This is a genomic window from Proteus sp. G4415 (assembly GCF_963896075.1).
GTDB lineage: Bacteria > Pseudomonadota > Gammaproteobacteria > Enterobacterales > Enterobacteriaceae > Proteus > Proteus mirabilis.
In genome coordinates, this window is record NZ_CAWQOK010000011.1 from 63,218 (window position 1) to 70,360 (window position 7,143).

Consider the following 7,143-nt stretch of genomic DNA (forward strand, 5'->3'; position numbering starts at 1 on the left):
GATTATTAGCTAAACAGATCACAAGGCTTTTAAAATCGCATCGACACTGGCTTTAGCATCACCAAATAACATTTGGGTATTTTCTTTAAAGAATAATGGATTTTGTACCCCCGCATAGCCAGTATTCATAGAGCGTTTAAACACGATCACGTTTTGAGCTTTCCATACCTCTAATACCGGCATACCTGCTATTGGACTATTAGGATCGTCTTGTGCGGCTGGGTTAACAGTATCATTTGCACCAATAACTAAAACGGTATCTGTATCAGCAAAATCATCATTGATTTCATCCATTTCTAAGACAATATCGTAAGGTACTTTCGCTTCTGCTAACAATACATTCATATGCCCCGGTAGACGACCCGCAACTGGATGAATACCAAAGCGTACTTTTATACCACGCTGACGAAGCTTTTCTGTTATATCATGTACTGGGTATTGTGCTTGTGCCACTGCTAAGCCATAACCCGGCGTAATAATCACTGAAGTTGAGTTTTTCAATAGTTCAGCAACTTCTTCTGCGGTTGTTTCACGATATTCCCCCATCTCTCCTTCGTCACTGGAGCTGCTACCATCTGTACCAAAACCACCGGCAATCACGCTAATAAATGAGCGGTTCATTGCTTTACACATGATATAAGAAAGAATAGCGCCCGATGAACCCACTAATGCCCCGGTCACAATTAACAAATCGTTGCTTAACATAAAACCAGCAGCAGCGGCGACCCACCCCGAATAAGAGTTCAACATTGACACAACAACTGGCATATCCGCACCACCAATGGAGGCAACTAAATGCCAACCAAATGCTAATGCAATGACTGTCATCACAATCATTAAAAAGACTTGTAAACCAACACTGTCAGTTTTGACAAACCAGATCATTAATAAAAATGAAATAACTAAAGCTGCTAAATTAAGTTTATGGCGATTAGGCAACATCATAGGTTTGGATGACATTTTGCCACTTAGTTTGCCATAAGCGACAATAGAGCCGGTAAAAGTAACCGCACCGATAAAGATACCTAAAAAGACTTCTGTGAGATGAATGTTGGCCATTACAGGATCAATGGCAGGATTGTGATCTAGATAACTATTAAAACCAACCAGAACCGCGGCTAAACCTACAAAACTATGCAAAATAGCCACTAACTCTGGCATTTGCGTCATTTCAACTTTTTTGGCTAAACGGATACCAATAACGGCACCAATAACCATAGCAACAATGATCCAACCTACATTATCAGCATAAGGCCCAAAGATAGTCGCAAATAACGCGATAGCCATCCCTGCAATACCAAAGTAATTCCCCTGTTTTGAGGTTTCATGTTTGGATAACCCTGCAAGGCTAAAAATAAATAATATTGCGGCGACAATATATGCCGCTGTAACAACACCGCTGGACATAATTGTCTCCCTTATCCTTTACGGAACATTTTCAACATACGTTGAGTGACGGTAAATCCACCAAAAATATTAATACTGGCAATTAAAATAGCGATAAATGAGAAAAAGCTTACCCAACCACCACTACCGATTTGTAGTAATGCACCAACGACAATGATACCTGAAATGGCATTTGTCACCGACATTAATGGGGTGTGCAATGAATGGCTGACATTCCAAACAACGTAATAACCAACAACACAAGAAAGTGCGAAGACAGTAAAGTGTGATAAGAACTCTTTTGGCGCAACATTAGCCAACCATGCGAACAGTAAAAAGGCAATAGCCAATAAACCATATTTTTTCCACGGGGAAATAGGTTTCGCAACGGGTTTTTCTTGGGGTTTTGCTGCAGGAGCTGCTTTAGGTTGCGCTGAAACTTGAATAGGAGGCGCCGGCCATGTCACTTCCCCTGCTTTAATAACGGTAACACCACGAATAACCACATCGTCAAAATCAATATTGATATTACCATCTTTTTCTTTACAGAGTAATTTCAATAGGTTAACTAAGTTAGTACCATAAAGTTGAGATGATTGAGCCGGTAACCGGGCGGCTAAATCAGTATAACCAATAATTTTCACACCATGTTCAGTGGTAAAAATCTCACCAGGAACGGTATATTCACAGTTACCACCATTTTGGGCTGCCAAATCGACCACCACGCTACCTGGTTTCATTGAATCAACCATCTCTTTAGTGATTAAACGTGGTGCAGGTTTTCCTGGAATTAATGCTGTGGTAATAATGATATCAACATCTTTGGCTTGCTCTGCAAATAATGCCATTTCTGCATCAATAAATGCTTTTGACATCACTTTAGCATAGCCATCACCACTCCCCGCTTCTTCTTTAAAATCCAGCTCTAGGAACTCAGCGCCCATACTTTGCACTTGCTCTTTGACTTCAGGTCGAGTGTCAAATGCACGAACAACAGCGCCTAAACTACCTGCGGCCCCAATAGCGGCAAGCCCAGCGACACCCGCACCAATCACCATCACTTTGGCTGGTGGTACTTTACCTGCAGCGGTAATTTGCCCAGTAAAGAAACGGCCAAATTCATGAGCGGCTTCAACTACGGCACGATAGCCGGCAATGTTCGCCATTGAACTTAATGCATCTAAAGATTGTGCACGGGAGATACGTGGTACACTATCCATAGCCATTACATTAATCTCTTTTTCAGCTAATTTTTCTAGCAATGGTGCATTTTGTGCGGGCCAGATAAAACTAATTAAAGTCGAGCCTTTTTTTAGTAAAGCAATTTCATCTTCTAGGGGGGCATTAACTTTTAAGATAATGTCGGATTGCCAAATATTTTGACAATCTAAGATCTCAGCCCCTACTTGTTGATAAGCGTCATTATCGAAACTAGAAGCAATGCCAGCTTCATTTTCTATCGCGACTGTAAATCCTAATTTCAAGAGTTGTGTGACTGTAGCAGGTGTTGCTGCAACTCTTGTTTCGTTAGAAAGTCGCTCTTTGGGTATACCAATTCGCATAATTTTCCCTTCTTATCCATCCGAAAACTGTTAATATTTCATGGCTAATTTCATTAATATGCAAAAAAATTGTTAAGCATTATCATTCACATGCCATTTATTGGGGTACTAATAACCTACTGAAAATAAAACCAATAATCTAGATCTGTGTAAAGCTAAAATTGAACTTAATGCGATCATTTTAGTCGAAAAGGCATATTAATGAATTATTCACTATATTTAAGTAAATATCTGGTAACATATACTGGTCATTTGACCCAGTGGCTATTCACTAAATAAAATAATGCGACAAACGCTATTATTACATGTAATAATTGCACTCTATGTGATAGATCACTATGTTCAGCACATGACCAATATTAATTGCGCAAGGCGGAAGGATTTTGTATGAAGCTGAAAACCTCAGTCATCGCAGCAGCGGTGTTATCTTTAACTAATATTACTGTTGCGCAGGCTGCACAGGAACTGTCTCCAGAACAAGCGGCAGAGCTAAAACCATTTGAAAGAATTACAGTCATCGGTCGTTTTAATGCGATTTATGAAGCAGCTGACGCAGTATCTCGTCGTGCTGATAAAATCGGTGCTGATAGTTTTTACATTCAAGGTCTAGATGATATCAGTGATAGTGGCAACATGAGTGTGACTGCCGATCTGTATCGAAAAGATGCACCAAAAGCAACTGAAGAAGAATACCGCGTATTTCATGGTGTAAAAGAATTACCAAAACCTGAAGCTATTTTGCTACAGCCTTTTGATACCGTTACTATTCATGGTTACTATCCAACAACACCTGATATTAATAACGAAATCGGGAAAGAAGCAGCAAAAAAAGGTGCAGCATCATTCTTTATTGTCCGTAATATTTCGGTAAATGATGGTGGTAACCAAGAAGTTACTGCTTATATCTATAAAAAAGATGCCCCTAAAAGAGCCATACAGTCTTCAGAAGCCGTGGTTCCTTATGACTCTGATGCGGGTCGAGCGCTTATTGCCGAAGGTGGAAGTGCAGCCAATAAAGTTGAAAAACCAGGACTTGCGTCAAATAGTGACTTTGATAGAAATGTAGGTGTATTTGCTGAAACACAATCATCAGGTAAAAGCGGACGTTACACTGTCACCTTACCTGATGGCACTGAAATTCAAGAGGTTAATAAAGCAGCGGCTGCATTAATGGAACCTTTTGATACCATTACTTTCAGTGGTTATTTTGTGAACTCACCGGAAGTTTCTTATCAAGTTGCTAAACGTGCCGCAGAGAAAGGTGCAAAATACTACCATATTACTCGTGAATGGCAGAGTAATGGTGGTACGGTAACAATCACCGCTGATTTATTTAAATAATCTGTTGTTACTTTCTCTTTTAAAAACCTTGCTCTATGCAAGGTTTTTTTATACTTGTCCAAATAACCTCACTCAATTTCTTATCCTTATGCATATAATTTATGATTTTATGCATAGACAACCAAGTCAACTCTCCGTAAAATCTCGCTGTTTTTTAGTGGTTTTATCTTTGTCTTAAATTAACAGATTCATATTTATGCTAATTATTAAACCAAAAACAAGAAAATACGCTATTTATTCACAATTTTAATCATGCAGGAACTTATCTTTGAATAAAAAACTTGGTTTAATGTCACTAACAGCGTTAGTGCTAAGCTCAATGGTTGGTGCAGGTGTATTCAGTTTACCTCAGAATATGGCTGAGGTTGCAAGCCCTGCGGCACTGATTATCGGTTGGATAATAACAGGGGTTGGCATCCTTTTTCTCGCCCTATCATTGTTATTGCTTTCTCGCTTAAGACCTGATCTTGATGGCGGTATTTTTACCTATGCGAAAGAAGGATTTGGTGAATTTATTGGCTTTTGTTCTGCTTGGGGCTATTGGGTCTGTGCGGTAGTTGCCAATGTCTCTTATTTAGTCATCGTTTTCGCTGCTGTGAGTTTTTTTACCGACAGCCCTAATAATATTATTTTTGGTGATGGTAATACATGGCAGGCATTGTTGGGTGAATCAATCTTACTTTGGGTTGTGCACTTTTTAGTTCTACGAGGTGTACAAACAGCCGCTAGTATCAATTTAATGGCCACGATGGCAAAATTAATACCATTGGGGTTATTTATTATTGTTGCCCTACTTGCCTTTAATATGGATATTTTTACCTTTGATTTCGAAGGGATAAAAATGGGCGTGCCCGTTTGGGAACAAGTAAAAAATACCATGTTAATTACTTTATGGGTATTTATTGGTATTGAAGGGGCCGTTGTCGTATCTGCAAGAGCAAAAAATAGAAGAGATGTTGGTTTAGCGACAATATTTGCGGTTGTGATCGCGCTGATTATTTATATTCTCGTTACCCTATTATCTCAAGGATTAGTTAGCCAATCAGAGCTTGCTATGATGAAAAACCCATCTATGGCACCTTTGCTGGTTCAACTAATTGGAAATATAGGTGAGATAGTTATTGCCGCCGGCCTTATTCTATCGGTATGTGGCGCTTATTTAAGCTGGACAATTATGGCTGCTGAAGTCCCTTATATTGCCGCATTACACCACTCTTTTCCCAAACAACTGAGTAAACAAAATCACAATGATGCGCCTTCCTCTTCCTTGTGGTTTACTAATTTAGCTGTTCAATTATCACTAGTATTAATTTGGCTTACTGGTAGTAATTACAATACCCTACTGACCATCGCGTCAGAAATGATCCTCGTTCCTTATTTCCTGGTTGGTGCTTTCTTATTTAAAGTTGCCATAGAACGCAGTAGCCGAGGATTATTACTGATAGCAATACCTGCAAGCCTCTATGGTTTATGGTTACTTTATGCATCAGGTGTAATTAATTTATTACTTTCCGTCGTTCTCTATGCACCCGGTGTATTAATATTTTTATATTCACGAAAACAATATAAAGATAAACAGTCATTAAATACTAGTGAAAAAATACTACTGATGATGGTATTAATTGGCGCAATTCCTGCTTGTGGCTATTTAGTATTTAATTAAGATCTATATTCCCCCTTGAGAAAGAAGCAAGGGGGCATTTCTTGCCCTTCACTCCCCTTTTTTCTATCCAAGTTTCTCTTGTTTATTTCCTTAAGCTTTGTCATTAGAAATTGAATAACGCCATGTTTTGGTTACTTAGCAAGTAAATATTATTGATGATGGTTAGGTGCATTATATTAGAGAAATAAATTGTATGTTGTAACTAATTATTTCCTTAATTGACCACAATTTACCCATATAATTTTTATATAAAATTCATTTTTTATATGATGTTTTTTAAAAAACCAGTGAATAACACAATAAAATATATTATTTTTAGTTAATACCTCCATGTATAGTATAATATACAGACAGATAAACTGATTTTCAAACAAAAAGCAGATAAATACACTTTATTTACTTTTTGTTAGAAAACTATATTATCCACTCCGTCGCAACAAATAGGATAAACCTATTGCGTTATCAAATTATTTATTAAAGGAAAAACGATGAAAATAAAAAATCATATCAGATTACTATCTGCATTATTAGTTATCTCTTCTAGCATGAATGTATTAGCAGATAATAGCAAAACAACAGAAAAGAAAAATAACAATATTATTAATTTTAGTGGAACAGTAATATCAACATCCTGCAATATAGATAGCCCTAGTTCTCCTATCACTTTGCCTACAATTAATAAATCGGAAATAGTCTTAGATAAAGATTGGGCCAATGCCAAAAGCAGTACAGGTAGTAATTTTGAAATTAAACTATTAGATTGTGGCAATAATAATGCAACATTAACATTTAACGGCACTGATTTAGCCGGTGAAAATAAAATTATGAAGAATAAAAGCATCACAAATAATAGCGCTAAAGGAGTAGGAATTTTCATTCGTAGTGATGAAGGTAATAAAAATATTATTCATTTAAATGGTAACCAAGCAATAACTAAGAGAATTGAAAATAAAACAGCAACTTATAAATTCCATGCCAATTACGCGAGTTATCTTCCAAATCCAACATCAGGAACTGTCAATACATCAGTAAATTTTACCGTTAAATATTCTTAATTAAAAAAAACACAGGATTATTTTATTATGAAGTATAATGTTTATATTTTATTTATCATAATTCTGTGTTCTACTTTTTTTACACAAGCAAATGTAATTTATAGTGGAACACGGTTTATCTATAATGAAGACGATA

5 protein-coding genes are annotated in these 7,143 nt (G+C 37.1%); 3 read left to right on the forward strand and 2 right to left on the reverse strand.

The features are described from left to right. Positions 1-18: 18 nt before the first annotated feature. Together pntB and pntA are read right to left on the reverse strand one after the other, a co-directional pair. Positions 19-1,407, reverse strand: a complete 1,389-nt coding sequence (gene pntB, locus AACU95_RS01365; RefSeq protein ID WP_161737149.1) for a Re/Si-specific NAD(P)(+) transhydrogenase subunit beta — start codon at positions 1,405-1,407, stop codon at positions 19-21. 11 nt (positions 1,408-1,418) lie between these two features. After that, on the reverse strand, positions 1,419-2,948 hold the full coding sequence (pntA, locus tag AACU95_RS01370) for a Re/Si-specific NAD(P)(+) transhydrogenase subunit alpha (protein ID WP_141192109.1): 1,530 nt from the start codon (positions 2,946-2,948) through the stop codon (positions 1,419-1,421). Between the two features lie 387 nt (positions 2,949-3,335). Between pntA and ydgH the strand changes: the two genes are divergently transcribed. The 3 genes from ydgH to AACU95_RS01385 all read left to right on the forward strand — a co-directional run bounded on the left by ydgH (position 3,336) and on the right by AACU95_RS01385 (position 7,007). After that, on the forward strand, positions 3,336-4,289 hold the full coding sequence (gene ydgH / locus AACU95_RS01375; protein WP_004242823.1) for a DUF1471 family protein YdgH: 954 nt from the start codon (positions 3,336-3,338) through the stop codon (positions 4,287-4,289). A 268-nt stretch (positions 4,290-4,557) separates the two neighbouring features. Then, complete coding sequence (locus tag AACU95_RS01380; RefSeq protein ID WP_012367898.1) at positions 4,558-5,952, forward strand: amino acid permease; 1,395 nt, start codon at positions 4,558-4,560, stop codon at positions 5,950-5,952. A 488-nt stretch (positions 5,953-6,440) separates the two neighbouring features. Then, the gene (locus tag AACU95_RS01385; protein ID WP_004242818.1) at positions 6,441-7,007 is read left to right on the forward strand and encodes a fimbrial protein; all 567 of its coding nucleotides are present in this window, start codon (positions 6,441-6,443) and stop codon (positions 7,005-7,007) included. Positions 7,008-7,143 lie beyond the last annotated feature (136 nt).